The organism is Thalassoglobus sp., assembly GCF_048270125.1.
Lineage (GTDB): Bacteria > Planctomycetota > Planctomycetia > Planctomycetales > Planctomycetaceae > Thalassoglobus.
In genome coordinates, this window is record NZ_JBLWTN010000016.1 from 1 (window position 1) to 15,574 (window position 15,574).

The window sequence follows — 15,574 nt, forward strand, 5'->3', positions numbered from 1 at the left end:
GCAAACCGTAATTTGTGTTGTGTGAACGTCTAATCCAACGTAAAACATAGTCGTCTCCTGAGATCGGGGTGGTGAAAAATTACAGTTCCACAATACCCGATTGACGGAGACTTCCTACATAGTTTCAAACTGCTCTAGTAAGAGCCACCTCCACTACCAGATCCACCGGACCCACCACGACCTCGGCCAGTTGTTCTCTTACGGAGGGAGCTTCGTTTGCGACCTCCACCAGGAGCTCCCATCATCCCCATATCCATACCATCCGCTCCGCCGTATCCACTACCGGGCTCACCACCTAGTAAGTCTCCATATTCACCCATTCCCTGAGCATCGAAAGCAGCAGTTTTGGCTTTCAACAGTCTGTCATACTGTTCCTTCTGGAATTCGATGTACTTCTTACTTTGCTCGTGAGCACTGGCCATACTTGTTCCATCGTACTCGACCAACTCTTCTTCATCAGTTTTGATCAAGACCTGACTTTCATTCCGGAAGTGATCCCGGTGTCCCCGTACCAAGTCGAGCCTCAAGGAGGGGTCGATACGTTCATTGTTGTGGAACCCGCGATCGATACGGATGTCTTCGATGACATCAACGAGGAAGCTGTCTGAACTGAAGGTGTAATCCTCCTCTTTCACTTCCTGACCAGCTGCATCGATAACCTGAGTTGCCACCTTATCAGCGACCGCCTGTCCCATACGGACTTCAAACGCTTTGTTCACCATGGTTCCGTACTTGGAATCCCAGAAGTAAACATCCATTTGAGCGGAAGGCAGCAAGCGAGTGCTCCCTTTGGGCTCGTTCACACGCGTCAGGAAAAACTCCATGTCATCAACAACAGTCACAGGCTTGGTGATATTACTCCAGTCAGTTGTCCGTTCTTCTCCTGCGACAACATGAGCGAGTCCACCCGCGTCAGCAATACGTTTTCCAAAGTTTGGATTTTTGAGTGTAAAGCGGACTCGGTAGCGATACGTTTTTCCGGGCTCGACGCCAAAATCAAAATACCTGAACAGAAGCAACTCTCCGTCGACGGAAGCACGTTGCATGATCCATTCGCGAATAAGTTGTTCTTGCTCTTTTGGATTTTCAGCATTCTTTGCCAACCGTTCCACAAGCTGTTCAAGTGGACTGTTGGGGTTGGTTGCAGTTGTTCGTCGGCCGCCACGTCCTCCGCTGCCTCGACCGCCAGAAGCACCCGGTTCCATTCCATAACCGCCAGCAGCTCCGCCTGCCCCGCCGTAACTTCCGCCCCCGTACCCGCCAGCTCCTCCGTAAATGTTTTCGGTCCCCATCAAGTCACCCTGGACGCCTCGCGAATCAAACTGGACTTGATTGAATCCACCGAGAGTGGCCTGTGAACGACTCACAGACTTCTTGCTCTTAACGGCTTCGAGAAGCAGAGCGTTGTTCATTTCCATTTCGACGTTCACCTGCTCAGGTGTGAGAACGAAGTTCTTAATCCGTTCATGTGTCGCCTGATTACGCCACATCCCTGAGATCCGAGCGGGCAACGGCATCGTGATCACACTATTTGTCACAACGCTGTTGACGACATCTGCCTCAAAATCAGAGACAGAATTCAAAACGTCGAGAGCAACTTGAATATCGACTTTCTCCCAGCCTTCTTCTCCTTCTGGCCAGGGATTCGGGCCTTTTTGTGCCATTTGGCGTTGTAGCTCAAAGTCTTTGATTTCAAACAGTGCGGCAGCTTGATGGTACGACAAATTTGTCGCGTCAGCAATTTTTGAAATCTGATCACGTAGTGGGAAAACGGCTCTGATGGATGTGAAGAAATATCCCTGTCCGTTCAGACGAGGAGCAGCCACTCCTCCGATGCCTGCGCCTCCCTCACCAAATTCTCCCATTGCTCCACCTCCCGGAGCACCATAACTTCCAGAAGGATCCATGACGGCAACCGCCAAGTCTTCATAACCACCTTCAAGTTCGCCACCAACACTCCCTGGCCCCACCATGCCGCTGGTCGTTTGCCGCTGACGAAGTTCGTCCAACATGTTCTCGTTATCGTCTTCTTTTTTATCGTCCGTGGTCGCTGCGATTTCGGTCCCTTCAGATTCGACATCCTCAGCAGGGCCAGCGAGACTGAGAAAAGCACGACCGGAAGTCGCAATGGCATCTTCCGGAGTTTTCAGCACCAGTTCCGTGACAGGCTCGTTCCGTCCGCGCGGGTCGACGATAGGAGCGACAGAACCTTCCAGCGGACGCGGGTCAACGCGAGCGTAGAGCGCCTGGTCGACACGACGGTCCGTACTGACGACCGGATACAGCTCTTTCTCCTCTTCGGGCCACCCATGATTTTGCAGGTTCTTTTCACCTGCTGTGACCTTCTGATTGATTTCGCCAGGAGTCTTTTTGTACGGAGACCATTTCGCGCTCACGAGTCCTATGAGTACGACAAGAATTACAACTCCGAAAATCGCCTTTTCGACGTGTTTCACTGCTGCTTTTTTAATGTCCAACTTCGCCATAATTCACCTCAACCTGTCCGGTTGTTGTACTTGAATTTCTCGTTGAAATGATCGTTATCGCAATTGACGAAACTACAGTTTCTCAAGTTCCGAGGAATTGACGTTTTCGTCTGTTGTTGACTCGGCAGCTTCCGGAGTCGCGTCCGCTGCTGCGGAATCGCTGTCACCGGAAACTGGTTCTTCTGTCGCTGCCGGGGCCAATTCTTCTGACGCAGCAGGATTGCCACCTTGCTGGTCGAGACCTCCCGAACTTGCGGATGGGTTATCAATTGCGTCAATAATAATTTGTGGCTGCTTGTACATCGTAATCACACCACACAGATCCAACTGAACCAAATTTGGATTTTGCATCGCTGCGTCTGCAAATGGTGGAAGGTTTTGAATCAGGTTTCCGACACCAGGGATTCCGGTCTTTGCACCGACTCCACCGAGTGCTCTATCTCCACCCCCATAACCAGATCCGCCTCCAAAAGCATCTGAAGCTGCGGGCCCAAAAGTCATCTCTTCGCCACTTCCAAAGCCGGGAAGAAAGCCGCCAGTAGTTCGTTTTTCACTGTAGTGTGGGTTCTTTCCAACATTATATCGAACAACACGTATCGGCCATTCGGAATCGGCAAGAGCGACAAGGAAGTCCGGAATTTTATCTTGCATAATGATGACGCTCATGTAGAAGCCACGCTCCAGGAATGGAGCATCCTCAGATTCAGCGATGTAACGCAATCGTGTCTGATTCTGCGCTCCACCTCCTCCGCCACTTCCTGGCCCCCCATAGGCCATATCATCTGCCCCTCCTCCTCCGCCGCCGCCATCGCCGCTGGAGTCCAAATCAGATCCAAACTCCTGAGCTGGGCTGAAAGAAATCGGAGCGACTTTCGTCCCGCCGGTTTGAGCTCCTCCACCGTAGCCACCTCCTTGAGCACCCGGTTCAGGACCAGTCATTGCTTCACCGTATCCGCCGCTTCCATCGCCGCCACCACCTGAACTACCACCAGTCAGGACGGGCTCTCCATCTCCCCCAACAAGTTGCAGAGTGTCGATTCGACGAAGAATAGCTTCGGTCGCTGAGTCTTTGTCTTCATTCAAACGAGCAACAGAGTCGAAGAGCAGACGCAACAGCCAGATGTCAATTTGTGCATTCCAAATTTGTTCGGAAGTGGGTCGCATCCGCCCAAAGTGAGCTTGTGGAATCGAAGCTGCCAGAATGACTTTTTGTTGCCAGGGAACATCCGCGGGCTTTGGTTGGGCGCCACCTCCGATCATGGGGCCACCACCAAGTCCGCGTGAGCCTTCCATTGGCATGACCGGTTCGACTCGAGCCTGCAAATCCTTCATCAGTTGCGGATAGGCAGCCTGATACGCCACGACTCCCCGGTAATCAAAATCTCCCAGGAACTTCTTAGGGAGATGGTTTCGAACGACATTTGGCCACGTCATTCGTTCCTGTTGTTTGTTCCAGATCCCGACAATCGATTGATCAACATTTTTCGTGTACGCTTCATTGATCTTCTTCAGACCTTGTTCGTACTTTTCATTGGCATCGTTGGTTCCGCCTGGGATACCGGAGAGAACACCATCGAGCGCCGTCTCGCGAGATTCCGTCGCTGCTTTGAGCTTGGAATTGGCTGAGAAAAAACCATACATCGCCAGCGGCAGCAGAAGTCCGGCAAGAATCCAGAAACGATTCTTGATAATAGGTTGTAGCTTATCCATTTGATTTCCTCGTCCGCGTTGACGATTCCCTCGAGTGATCTATGAGTTCAATTTGAATTCGAAATCAGAGCTATTCCTCTGAGTTATTCGACTGTCACCGGTTGCACATCGGCTGTGGGCTGATCGCCACCTTCCTGTGGAGTTTCCGCTTCTGGAGTCTCCTCTTCAGGAATTTCTCGTTCTTCTCTCGGAGTCGGCTTCCAGACAAACTGAATGGTAAAGTCTGTCCGGTTCAATTTCTTAACCTTGCCGCCAGGAGTCCCCGTCATCGGGAGACCTGCACCTCCGGGCTCCGCTCCACTCGGCTCGGCTCCGTATCCCAGATTCGCACCGGGGCTCCCACCAAACTGCTGCCGAGGATTTGCTTTGTCCAACACTCTGGAAGCCTGGGCACTTGGAGCCCCTCCATCAATTTGGAAATCTTCGATGGTCTTGCTGAAGCTAATAATTGTTGGGTGAGTGATCCCCATCCTGCGAACGTGTCGCTCTGGGAAACCATCTCTTTGAATGGTCGGTTGCTTGAGGTTCTTCAGGAATGTGTGCACCACATACTGAATGTCCTGACCTTCAATGATGTCATTGGGGTCATGATGCCAGTGTTGCCCGACGAACGTAATCAAGTAGCCTTCGCCGGAAGGCCCGGACTCTTTGTCTTCGGCAGTCATGAACTCTTTTTGTTCAGAGTTGAGTCCTTCGTACCACGATGCCAAGTCGGCCATTTTGTCGCTGGTCAAAGCAGACATGGAAATTCGATTTCTCAGGTTGATTTCATCCTGAGAGAACTCTTTCCCATCCGGATCTCGTGGCAGACAATCGAGAACGGCATTGTACATTTCCGTCCAGGTGTGGACATCGCGGCGTTTATCAATCAGGCTTTCGAGCCGTTCGCCCGTGCCTTTATACGTGTTGACTTCGCTCTCGTAATTGCTCCTCAGCCCAGAAACTTTCTGGCCAAACCCTTCCGCTTTCTTCTGTGCTTCTTCGAATTCTTTTGTATGGACCGTGCTGTACGACATCGCGTTAAGCGCGGTTGCCATGGAAAAACCAAGCAGCATGGAAGCTGCCGTGGCAGCGACCCAAGGCTTCTTCTTCTTCACCATGCGAGCGGTAGAAATTTCCGGTGGCAACAGCGAAGTTTGAATTCGAGAAATGCCGAGTGTTTGCAATGCCAGCCCGTAAGGAACTGCAAAACTCAAAATGTTTTCGGCAAACATTGGTGAGTTCAAGACGGCATCGCCGGAGAGTTCATTAAAGGTGTCTGGACGCTCCACTTCATATTGCAAGTTCTGTTGCAGGAATTTCTGCAGACCGGCAAGCTTGAAGCCGTTCCCTAAGCCGATCACTTTCACGACTTTGGCGGAGCGATTCACACTGGAGAAATAGCCGATGGAACGCTGGATTTCCGAGACATAGTCATTAAAGACTGGACGCAGTGCCTGGAAAACGGCACGTGGATCGGGAGCTTTCGTGGCGTTGCACTTCAGGTGCTCTGCCTTGGCGAAGCTCAGCTTCATCTCTTTTGTCAGAGCCCGCGTAAAGTGGTTCCCGCCAATGGGGACGTTTCGAATCCAGACATTGTACCCATTGGTGACCATGAGTGTGGTGTTGTCGCACCCCATGTCCATGACAATGTAATGGTCTTCGCCCGCATCCCCTTCGGTCTCTTTGCGGATCTTCATTTCGTCAACGCTGACGACGTTGTACAACGCCAGCGGAGCAATCTGGATCAGCTCGACTTCAACCTTCGCGTTCGAATAAGGTCGCAACTGCTGATAGATCTGATCACGTTTCATCGCGAACAGGCCGACCTCTGCATCCAGCAGGAAACCACCTTCTTCAGCACCGGCACCAAGTGGCTGATAATCCCAAATCACGTCTTCCAGGGGAAATGGAATTTGCTGACGTGCTTCGTACTTCACAATTTCATGAAGTTTGCCAGCTTCGACAGGTGGAAGCTGAATAAAGCGGGCCAGGGCAGATTGTCCAGGAACGCTGATCGCCACCAAATCCCCTTTGAGATCATTCCGGGCCAGGAATGTTTCCATTGCCTGCGGAACAATTTCTTCCGGGATTGCATCCGGCTGCGAAAGGATTTTTGGAAAGGGGATATAATCGAAAGCTTCTGCGACAATTTGGTCGGCCGATTCTATGTACCGGACTTTCAGTGCTTTGAGCCCAGCCTGACCAATGTCAATTCCCCAGGCGGCTTTTGCTTCTGCCATCGATGAATTCTCCGACAAACAAACGAAATGATTGTATACGCTTCGCGAATCGCGAAACATGATCTAATGCATCAACAGAAAATTATTGCTGTACGAGTGAACAGAATCAACAAGGAAGATTCGGATGATGTGATGAAAATGTCTACTGGAACAATTGTTCTGAACCGAACTGAAGTGATTGTTTCTCTTTAATTTAGGGAAAACAAACAGAACTCGCAAAGGAGAATCCATCAAAATCGACAATTCTGAAGGGACCACCGAGACGAGTCTTCCATCATTCTCGGCTCGAAAATGACCAGAAAACGGATGCGCCTCTTAAATAGACGAGTTCAAACGAGAAAAGTTCCAGAGAATTCGCTCAAGATTGCTGATCGCTTTTCTACTTATAGTTCATGTAGACGGCAGAACTCGGCTGGAAGGCAGAGTTCATTCAACCGGCTTCGGGTTGTGCCGGTAAATCAGAGACAACCACCTGCCGCGGATGAAAAAGCATTCCTGACAGAAGAGGTAGCGGTGAAAGTGACACGGCCCGTACTCCTTCACAATCCGACGAATTTACATCCTGCCGAATCGAAGTTCTGGAGCTCGCTACGACTTGGCACCACAAAGAGATCCCGACTTGTGATCTGAAACCTCCAGCCCATTCAAGGAGATTTGTCGGAACTAATGATTGATTGCGAAACTGATTCGCCACGACGCAGAGCACAGACACCAGCCCGAAAAATGCTACAGCCCCTCGGCACTGGTTCCTTCATCAGCAGTTTCGGTTTGATCGACGCTTTGGCCGATCTCCTCCCCAGCTGCTCCATGAAATTCTGCCCACCGTTCCCAGGCGTAGGTCCATTCCATCCACATACGCATGACCGACCACAAACTTCGCATCTTCTCGAGTTGCTCTGCGTTGAGACGAGTTTGATTTACGACAGAATCTTGAGCTGCCGCCTGCAAGCCCCAACGTTGAGAGAGTGACTTACAAATTCCATCAGCGGAAATGTCCGGCTCAGCATCATCACCAACCAGCCCGGCTGCCTCAGCTTTCACGAACAATTGAAACAACTCGTTTCTTGCCGGGTCGATTTCCAACGGTTTGCGGTTTAATTCGCAATTGGCGATGATCGCATCGACCTGGTCGATGATCTGTTGACCAAGAGTGTTTGATTCGCTTTGAACTTCAGACATCAGTAGCTGTTCATTTGGAGTACATGTAAGAGGTATCACCCCCCTTTTACGCCGTTTTCTGTAGAAATCAAGCGCTCCTAGCGAAGCTGCGACGAAAAAAGGAAGACCGATTCGACACTGAATCAGCGGCGAGTCTCCTGGAGACCCTGAATTAAGCAACTCACCAACAACCCCGGAAGCTCTCGTACGGTGAATCCTCTTGCCACCAGCCCAGATTACCAGCCTTAAGTACAAACCGACTACGATATTGCTGGCCTGTTCTCATGAGGCAAAACCGATGCAAGACTTTTTCTCAACCTTATGAACCTGTGATTTTCCAGTCCCTGATTCTTTAAGAACTTCACAAAATCCCTTTGAAACGTGACTCAACATCAACACAATCCCATGAGTCATGGAGGCGAAATACCATCTCGCCTCCATAATCAGCGATCCAAAACCAGCTGAGAACGCAGCGATATGTCGCCACAAGATATTCGTATGTCCGGATTTGAGTCCAGGAGCACTGTCGATGAGGCACTCGCCTGGATTGATAGGGCAGTTCAGGAAATTCCGGAGCAGGTCGAAGAAGTCTCCCTCGAATTGTCTCACGGACGGACTCTTGCGGAGAGAGTCGTTTCGCAAATCGATGTTCCCGGATTTGATCGATCTGCCATGGACGGGTACGCAGTCATCGCGGACGAAACAACAGGGGCAAGCGACTACAACCCCATTCGATTACAAGTCGTTGGCGACTCAATGCCGGGCAATGGTTATTCAGGCGAAATTCGCTCGGGACAAGCTGTACGAACGATGACAGGAGCGCCAATTCCGAGTGGAGCCACCGCTGTGGTTCCGGCGGAGTACACGGAAGCCGTGGGCGACAACGTTCTTGTCTCGCTGACTGTCGGGCAGTTCAAACATATCGGAAGGACAGGCGAAGATATTCGAATCGGGGCAACAGTTGTTGATGCCGGTCGCATCCTCAGGCCTCAGGATGTCGCGGTGATTGCCTCAATTGGACAAGCCAAAGTCAGTGTTCGGAAACAACCATTGGTTCGGGTGATCATCACCGGAAACGAACTCGTCAGACCAGGTGAGCAGAAGCGACCTCATCAGATCTACGAAGCCAATTCCTCGCTGTTGAGCGGTACAATTCCTCGCGACGGCGGAATTCTGGAATCTGTCCGCTTCATCGAGGATAGCGAGAGTGCCATTCGAAATGCTTTACTCGAACCGGGTGCCGACGTGATTCTCGTTTCTGGCGGTTCCAGCGTTGGCGCAGAAGATTTTGCTCCCGGACTGGTTGCCCAACTCGGTGAACTTCCCATTCATGGCGTGGCGATGCGGCCTTCGAGCCCAACAGGTCTCGGACGTATCAGCAATGCGATGGTTGTTTTATTGCCCGGTAATCCGGTCTCATGCTTGTGTGCTTATGATTTTTTCGCAGGTCGAGCGATTCGACAACTGGCAGGCCGGTCAAAAAGCTGGCCTTTTCGCACTATTGTACTGCCATTAGGTAGAAAGATTGCATCAGCCATCGGCAGAACGGACTATTGCCGTGTCCGAGTCGAAGCCGGAAAAGCGATCCCGCTGGCGATCAGCGGAGCCTCAATTCTTTCATCGACTACCCGAGCGGATGGTTTTGTCATCGTTCCGGCAGACTCTGAGGGGTTGCCGGCGGAAACACCGGTTACGGTACTGCTTTATAGCGAATTGTTTATGGCAAATTGAGCGATCAAGATTCTCTTGAATTTCTCTCGACGAGCTTGTTTGACTCGGAACAGTTGAATCATTAGGATTCGCGATTCGTCTGTTGACCGGCTGCATGCATGTTTTGCATGTCGTTTTTATTGTGAGGTGAACAGTTTTGAAACCAGGTTGGTGAGAACACTTTTGTTCAACCCCTCCGCAGAAAACGTCCTTTCTTGAACTGACAGGTGATGTAACTTGTCTGACATTCAATCGTTTGGGTAAATGCCCAAGAACTGTCCGAAAGCAGACAATCAAAGTTTTCGGAGTAGTTTTCATGACTTATCTGGAAGCCGACTCATTGAAGAACTCTCTTATTCTGAGAGACTGAATGCGGTTTTGGATAAGTTCTCAATGTCTGGAGAACAAAAGCGTGGCTGAAATTATCGTTAAAGACATTCTTGATGCTGGTGTTCACTTTGGTCACAAGACCAGTAAGTGGAACCCGAAAATGCGTCCGTATATCTACGGAAAACGCAACAACATCCATATCATTGACCTCAAAGAGACCATTCGTGGACTCGTCCGAGCTCAAAAATACCTCTACAAAGTCTCAGCTCAGGGGAGTTTGATCCTCTTCGTGGGAACGAAACGACAAGCTGTCGATATCGTTCGCAACATCGCTGAACAGTGCGGAATGCCGTACTGTACAGAGCGATGGCTGGGTGGAACTCTCACCAACTTCCGTACAGTTCGCAGTCGCTTGAAAAGACTCGAAGAACTGGAAGTGCTGGAAAACAGTGGTGAACTGGCAACGTTCTCCAAAAAGCAACAGTCACGTTTGCGTCGCGAACTGAATAAAATTCAGCGCAACCTGGGCGGGATTCGTGACATGAATCGCTTGCCGGAAGCGATCGTGATTGTGGACCCGAACAAAGAACGCAACTGCATCCACGAATGCAAAATCCTCGGTATCAAGACAGTCGCTTTGATTGATACTGATTCCGATCCAGATACCGTCGACTTGCCGATTCCAGGTAACGACGACAGTATTCGCTCAATCCGAATCATCCTTGGCTACCTCGCAAACGCGATCAATCAAGGACGAGCGACACTCCCACAGAAGAAAGACCCACAAGCAAACTCAGATGATCCAAAGGCCGTTCCAAACGTCCATTAAAATGCTTGTTGAGAGTTCAAATCAAGCCCCGCAGTGTCAGCAGACACCGCGGGGCTTTTTGTTTTGGAGTGCCGTTCTTGATATGTCGATCACTCCCTATCTCTTTCATCATCGAGGACCGCTTTCCTCCACTGAAGCTATCAGGCGGCATTATCGAAACTGGTTCTTCTCCTCCGAAATAGACGCATCGTCGTTCCGTTGATACAGTTCTTCCCAATATGTCCGGGAAGACAAATGTCATCCGGGAATTACCGGAGTTGATCGAGACGCTGCGCGGCGTCGAGTCGTTTCAGGCAGTTATCGCTGCGATGCAGCGGGGAAACAGCGGAACAATTGATGGCGCGTGGGGATCATCTTGCGCGCTTGTGGCAGCCGCTATCTCTAAAGAAGCACCGGGGCCACTTCTGATCGTGCTGCCCAGAATCAGTGAGATTGAAGACTTCGCGGTTGATCTTGATTCGCTGATCGATGAACCACCTGTCATTTTCCCCGCCTGGGAAACGTTGCCGAAAGAACACTCTGTTTCAGACGCGATCTTCGGGGCCAGACTCAGAGTTTTGCAGCTCATGGAATCGGGAGCATGTCCCAAAATTCTGCTAACGACCCTTCCGGCATTGCTGCAGCCGGTCCCCACAAAAGAGGAACGAGAGTCAGGAACTCGACGCCTCAAGGTTGGTGAAGAAATTGACTCGGACGAGCTGCTCAACTGGCTCGTTTCACGCGGTTTTGAACGATCCCCGGCGATTGAAAGACCGGGTGAGTTTTCGGTTCACGGCGGAATCATTGACATCTATTCACCCGAAGCGCTCGACCCGATTCGGATGGAACTTTTCGGAGATGAAATCGATTCGCTCCGATTGTTCGATGTTGAAACGCAGAGAAAAGTCGAAGACCGCAAAGAAGTTGAACTTGTCGCCGTGGCGCCAAACAGTGAGGCTGCAAGCGCGCTCGGAAATGCTCACTTTCTTGATTCTCTTCCTCAAGCGAGTTGGGTCGCTCTTTCCGAGCTCTCTGATCTCGTCGACGAGGGAAAAAAGTATCTTCAGAGGCTCGAAAACCCCCGTGGCTTGTTCAGTGTGAATGCGACAATCGCGAAATGCACCGAGCATCCCAGTGTGAGCATCGCAGCTTTAGCAGAGGCGAGCTTCGAGACCACCTCGCATTTGCAAATTGAGTCGACAGAACGTTTTACCGGGCCGAAAAGCGAAGTGGTTCAAGAGTTAGGGACGATTGTCGGACAGGAAGAACAGGTTGTCATTGCTTGTCATAACGAAGGGGAAAGAGAACGGCTGACAGAGTTGATTCAAGAGGAAGACCCCGTCCTCGCAGAACGCATCACGCTTTGCATCGGAGCTGTCACACAAGGCTACCGTCTGGTCTTTGCGAATGTTGTCATCCTTTCTGACAACGAAATGTTTAACCGGGTGCATGTCCGGAAAGCCCCGAAATCGAAAGGCCGCCGGCTCGCGAGTCGAGCAATCGACAGCTTCCTCGAACTGAACGAAGGGGACCTTGTCGTTCATCTGTCGCATGGAATCGGCCGCTATCTGGGCATGGAGCTGATTGGGCCTGAAGATGAGCGTGAAGAGCACCTGATCATTGAGTTCCATGATGCAGTCAAAATCTATGTTCCAGTGACGTTAATTCATCTTGTACAGAAGTATGTCGGGGCAACAAAATCGAGTCCTCGACTGTCACGAATTGGCGGAAAAACCTGGGCCAAAAAGAAAGAACAAGTTGCCGAGGCCGTCGCGGATATGGCCTCTGACATGCTGAAATTGCAAGCGCAAAGAGCCATGCAGGTCGGGCTCTCCTGTCCACCCGATTCAAAGTGGCAAAAAGAATTTGGAGCCTCTTTCCCCTTTGTCGAAACTGACGACCAGTTGAGCGCCATCGAAGATGCAAAAGGCGACCTGATGGAGCAAAAACCGATGGACCGTCTGATTTGCGGCGATGTCGGGTTTGGAAAAACGGAAGTCGCCATGCGGGCAGCCTTCAAGGTGGTTGATGCCGGGCGGCAAGTCGCAGTGCTGGTTCCGACAACGGTGCTCGCTCAACAGCATTATCGCTCTTTCACTCAGCGAATGGCAGAATTTCCCATTCAAATCGAAGTGTTATCACGATTCAAAACCAAAGCCGAACAACGGAAAGTTCTCGAAAAACTTGAAGCTGGAACCGTTGATATTGCGATTGGGACGCATCGCATCGTGCAACAGGATGTGCGGTTTCGAAATTTGGGATTACTCATCGTTGATGAAGAACAGCGGTTCGGCGTCGCATCGAAAGAGATGCTCAAACAGCTGCGGTTGAACGTCGACGTGTTAACTCTCAGTGCAACGCCGATCCCGCGTACGCTGCACATGTCACTGCTGGGGATTCGTGATATCTCGAATCTTACGACACCTCCACAAGAGCGGTTGCCGGTCGAGACAAGAATCGCTCGCTGGGACGCAGACATGATTCGCTCAGCGGTGATGCGGGAGTTCAATCGTGGCGGGCAGGTTTACTTTGTTCACAATCGGGTCTTTGACATCAAGTCTGTGGCAGATCGATTGCAGCAGATTGTCCCGGAAGCGGAAATTGTGATCGCCCACGGGCAAATGACGCCGGAAGAACTCGAGGTGAACATGGGCAAATTCGTCAACGGGACCGCAGATATTCTCGTTGCGACAACCATCATCGAGAGTGGTCTCGACATCCCGACCGCAAATACGATGTTCATCGATCAGGCAGAAATCTACGGGCTCGCTGACCTGCATCAACTTCGAGGTCGGGTCGGGCGAGATAAGCATCGGGCGTATTGTTATTTGCTCGTCAGCGAGGGCAAAACCGTTTCGAGCGTGGCAGCCAAGCGGTTGAAAGCAATCGAAGAGTTCAGCGAACTTGGTGCAGGGTTCAAGATCTCAATGCGCGATCTTGAAATTCGCGGAGCGGGGAACATTTTGGGAACCGAGCAAAGTGGGCACATTTCGACGGTCGGTTATGAGTTGTATTGCCAATTGCTGGAAAATTCGGTGAGAAAGCTGAAAGAACTCCCCGAGAAAGTCAGTCCGCATGTAAACATGGACATCCCGGTTACCGCATACTTCCCAAACTCTTATATCCCCCCAGGTCGACACAAAATCGACGTCTACCGGAAACTTTCAGCGGTTGCGAATCTGAAAGGGTTGGAAGAAGTCGCCAACGAAATTCGCGATCGGTTCGGCCCCATTCCTGATCAGGCAACGCAATTCCTTTCTCTGAAAGAACTTGAGTTACTTGCTTTCCAGTGGAGCATCGAGAATATCCGGCTTGAGCAAGACCGTTTTGCGGTCCTGACTTACAGGGATGCTCAGCAAATTCAACGGCTGGCAAGTCGTTATGGGAAGAGGCTGAGAATCGTCGACCGGCAGAATGCGTACCTTGTCCTCCCTGAAAATGCCTCTGAAGGGGTGGAATTGGTCGAGTTTCTGAAATCCGTGTTGCGGTAATGCTGAAAATCGAGATATAAGCCAACTCCTCCCCTCTCCGCCCATCGGGATTTCCCGAGTTGACTGTCGATTCTCGAAACTCACACTGGCAGAAATACTGCCAGAGCGTGTGATCGAGATCGAACACGACGACCTTGTGCGCCTCGAGTGACAGCTTTATTCAAAGCCCACTCAATAGGCATATCAGAAATAAGTTTGATCCATGTCTCGAATCGTGATCCTCATGGCGGTTATTCTTTCCGTAGGATGCTCTCAGCATCGCTACGATATCGCTGATCCCGTCGTCGGCCCTCCTCCTCCTCGAAAGCAGGGAGGCCAGGCGGTTGCATACAATTCTGAAGCAGAGAGCGAGTTCCAACTCGCAAGCTATACGGAAGACGAAATCATCCCGATGACCGAAGTGGTCGCTCGTGTGAATGGAAACCCCATTCTCGCTGGGCAGGTTCTGGAACCGTACGCCGCCAAACTGGCCCAGGCACGCAAGCAAATGCCAGCCAGCGAAATCCGCAAAGCTCAAGAGATGCTGCTGAAGAAAAGCTTGCCCACACAAATCGAACAGACACTGATGGTCGATGCTGTCAAGTCGAAGATGACGACCGAACAATACACTCAAGTCGACGAACAGCTTGATGAGTTCTTCGCAGAGGAAGTTGTGCGATTGCAGGCTCAGTTTAATGTGGGCAACATCGCAGAACTCGAAACCTTGTTGCAGTCTCAAGGCATGTCACTGGCGACGATGCGAGACGCATTCGGAAATCGACAACTTGCTTCAGAATACGTCCGTGGCAAAATGGGCAGCGAAGCCCCGCTCACACGTCAAGACCTGCTGAAAGAATACAATCTTCGAAAAGAAGAGTTCGCTCATCCTGAGCAAATCAAATGGCAACAGATTCAGGTTTCAGTCACAAAACATGGTTCACGGAACAATGCAGCCCGTGAGATGAATAAAGCGATTGAAGAACTGCGTCAGGGAGCCGACTTCACTGACGTTGTCCAACGGTATTCCGACGGCCCTCTCAAAGATAAAGGGGGACATTGGGACTGGACGCAACCTTCGAGTATCGCCAACGCAGACGTTCGTACGGCCTTGTCTAAACTTCAAACCGGACAAATGAGCGAAGTGATCCAAAACGACAGCTCCCTGCATATCGTCAAGGTAACCGGCCGCAAAGCTGCGACCTACACTCCGTTCCCGGAAGTCCAGGAAAAGATTCGAACCGAACTCATCGCGAAACAGCGTGAAGCCAAAGCAGAAACAATTCTCGCCGAGTTAAGAAAGAACGCAGTCATTGAAACGATGTTCGATGACGGTGATTCGACCCTGAAATAGTACCAACAGTGCGAGACTGCCTCAGAACACCGCAGAACAGGTATCAGAGGCTCAGAGAGCCTGAGAAAGCTCGCCCCAATCAGATCAACAGCTTTCCCAGCGACTCAAAACAAACATCCTACGGTCTTGAAGATCGCGTCAAGAGAAACTTCAGACCTCCGAATTTCGCTGACTTCCCGGAAAATTGATTCAATGAATCACAGCGATCAATAAAACAAGAATGAGAAACGACAGACCTGTGCGATCGGCAACGTTCGCCGGTCAAAACCCTCAAAAAACCAATTCCCCCTCAGAAATACAAAATCCGCAAACTCCCCTATTGACCCTTC

Annotated in this window: 8 protein-coding genes; 4 read left to right on the forward strand and 4 right to left on the reverse strand. The window is 50.9% G+C overall.

Annotated features, from left to right (window positions below):
- Positions 1-134 precede the first annotated feature (134 nt).
- From ACN0YR_RS16480 to ACN0YR_RS16495, 4 genes are all read right to left on the reverse strand, one after another.
- On the reverse strand, positions 135-2,486 hold the full coding sequence (locus tag ACN0YR_RS16480) for a hypothetical protein (protein WP_417850329.1): 2,352 nt from the start codon (positions 2,484-2,486) through the stop codon (positions 135-137).
- Between the two features lie 72 nt (positions 2,487-2,558).
- Positions 2,559-4,196: a hypothetical protein gene (locus ACN0YR_RS16485; protein WP_417850330.1), complete on the reverse strand. Its 1,638-nt coding sequence runs from the start codon at positions 4,194-4,196 to the stop codon at positions 2,559-2,561.
- Positions 4,197-4,279: 83 nt separating this feature from the next.
- On the reverse strand, positions 4,280-6,418 hold the full coding sequence (pilM, locus tag ACN0YR_RS16490; protein ID WP_417850331.1) for a type IV pilus assembly protein PilM: 2,139 nt from the start codon (positions 6,416-6,418) through the stop codon (positions 4,280-4,282).
- 726 nt (positions 6,419-7,144) lie between these two features.
- Positions 7,145-7,597: a hypothetical protein gene (locus tag ACN0YR_RS16495; protein ID WP_417850332.1), complete on the reverse strand. Its 453-nt coding sequence runs from the start codon at positions 7,595-7,597 to the stop codon at positions 7,145-7,147.
- A 456-nt stretch (positions 7,598-8,053) separates the two neighbouring features.
- Here ACN0YR_RS16495 and glp point away from each other — a divergent pair, with 456 nt between their 5' ends.
- From glp to ACN0YR_RS16515, 4 genes are all read left to right on the forward strand, one after another.
- Complete coding sequence (glp, locus tag ACN0YR_RS16500; protein WP_417850333.1) at positions 8,054-9,307, forward strand: gephyrin-like molybdotransferase Glp; 1,254 nt, start codon at positions 8,054-8,056, stop codon at positions 9,305-9,307.
- 391 nt (positions 9,308-9,698) lie between these two features.
- On the forward strand, positions 9,699-10,445 hold the full coding sequence (gene rpsB / locus ACN0YR_RS16505; protein ID WP_417850334.1) for a 30S ribosomal protein S2: 747 nt from the start codon (positions 9,699-9,701) through the stop codon (positions 10,443-10,445).
- 218 nt (positions 10,446-10,663) lie between these two features.
- Entirely contained in the window at positions 10,664-13,915 is a 3,252-nt protein-coding gene (gene mfd, locus ACN0YR_RS16510; RefSeq protein WP_417850335.1) for a transcription-repair coupling factor, read from the forward strand.
- A gap of 202 nt (positions 13,916-14,117) precedes the next feature.
- Positions 14,118-15,245: a peptidylprolyl isomerase gene (locus ACN0YR_RS16515; RefSeq protein ID WP_417850336.1), complete on the forward strand. Its 1,128-nt coding sequence runs from the start codon at positions 14,118-14,120 to the stop codon at positions 15,243-15,245.
- Positions 15,246-15,574: the final 329 nt, after the last annotated feature.